Origin of the sequence: Paracoccus binzhouensis (assembly GCF_016446475.1) — a bacterium.
GTDB lineage: Bacteria > Pseudomonadota > Alphaproteobacteria > Rhodobacterales > Rhodobacteraceae > Paracoccus > Paracoccus binzhouensis.
The window spans coordinates 1-908 of record NZ_JAEHFP010000252.1 but is presented as its reverse complement, the minus strand read 5'-3'; the positions used below and the strand labels follow the sequence as shown (position 1 = coordinate 908).

General features: G+C 75.8%; 2 protein-coding genes. Both read left to right on the top strand.

The features are described from left to right. A partial coding sequence (locus I9P22_RS24305) for a DUF58 domain-containing protein (protein WP_456299620.1) occupies nucleotides 1–482 on the top strand: 482 nt, incomplete at its 5' end. Further along, a partial coding sequence (locus I9P22_RS24300; RefSeq protein WP_199262797.1) for a BatA domain-containing protein occupies nucleotides 483–908 on the top strand: 426 nt, incomplete at its 3' end.

Below are 908 nucleotides of genomic sequence, written 5' to 3'. Positions count from 1 at the left end.
GGGTGGCGCTGACCGGCCAGCCGCCGCGTCCCGGCCGCCTGCAGGCCGAACGCATCGCCGAGGCGCTGGTCGCCCGCCAGCCGCTCGACGGCGACGAGGACGCGCCGCCGGCCGAGGCGCTGCGTCCCGGCCAGCGCGTGGTGCTGTTCGACGATTTCCTGGGCGATCCGCAGCCGGTGCTGGACTATCTGGGCCGCGCCGCCAGCCTTGGGGTTCAGGGCGTGCTGGTGCAGGTGCTGGACCCGGACGAAGAGGGCGTTCCCTGGGCCGGCGCGGTGCTGTTCCGCTCGGCCTCCGGCGCGCTGCGCCACGACACGCGCGACGCGGCCGGGCTGCGCGGCGCCTATCTGGCGCGGCTGGCCGAGCGGCGCGAATTGCTCAAGCGCGCGGCGCTGACCGCGGGCTGGCATTTCGGCAACCACGACACTGCCGCGCCGCCGGCGCAGGCGCTGCTGTGGCTCTGGTCGGTGCTGGAGGGCTGAATGCTGGTCCTCGGCCCCCTTGGCTTCCTGGCGCCCTGGATCCTGGCGGCGCTGGCGGCGCTGCCGGTGCTGTGGCTGATCCTGCGCGCCATGCCGCCTTCGCCCAGGCTGGTGCGGTTTCCGGGCACGCGGCTGCTGCTGGGCCTCAAGGATCCGCATCCGGTGGCGCGGCATACGCCCTGGTGGCTGTTGCTGTTGCGGGTTCTGGCGATCGCGGCGCTGATCCTGGGCTTTGCCGGGCCGGTCTGGAAACCGTCGCCGGACCAGGGCGGGCAGGGGCCGCTGCTGATCGTCATGGATGCCGGCTGGGCGGCGGCGCCCGACTGGCCGCAGCGGCAGGACCGGGCCTTGCGGGCGCTGGACCAGGCCGCGGCGGCGGGCCAGCCGGCGGCGCTTCTGGTCGCGGATGGCCGGGCCGAGGGGGCG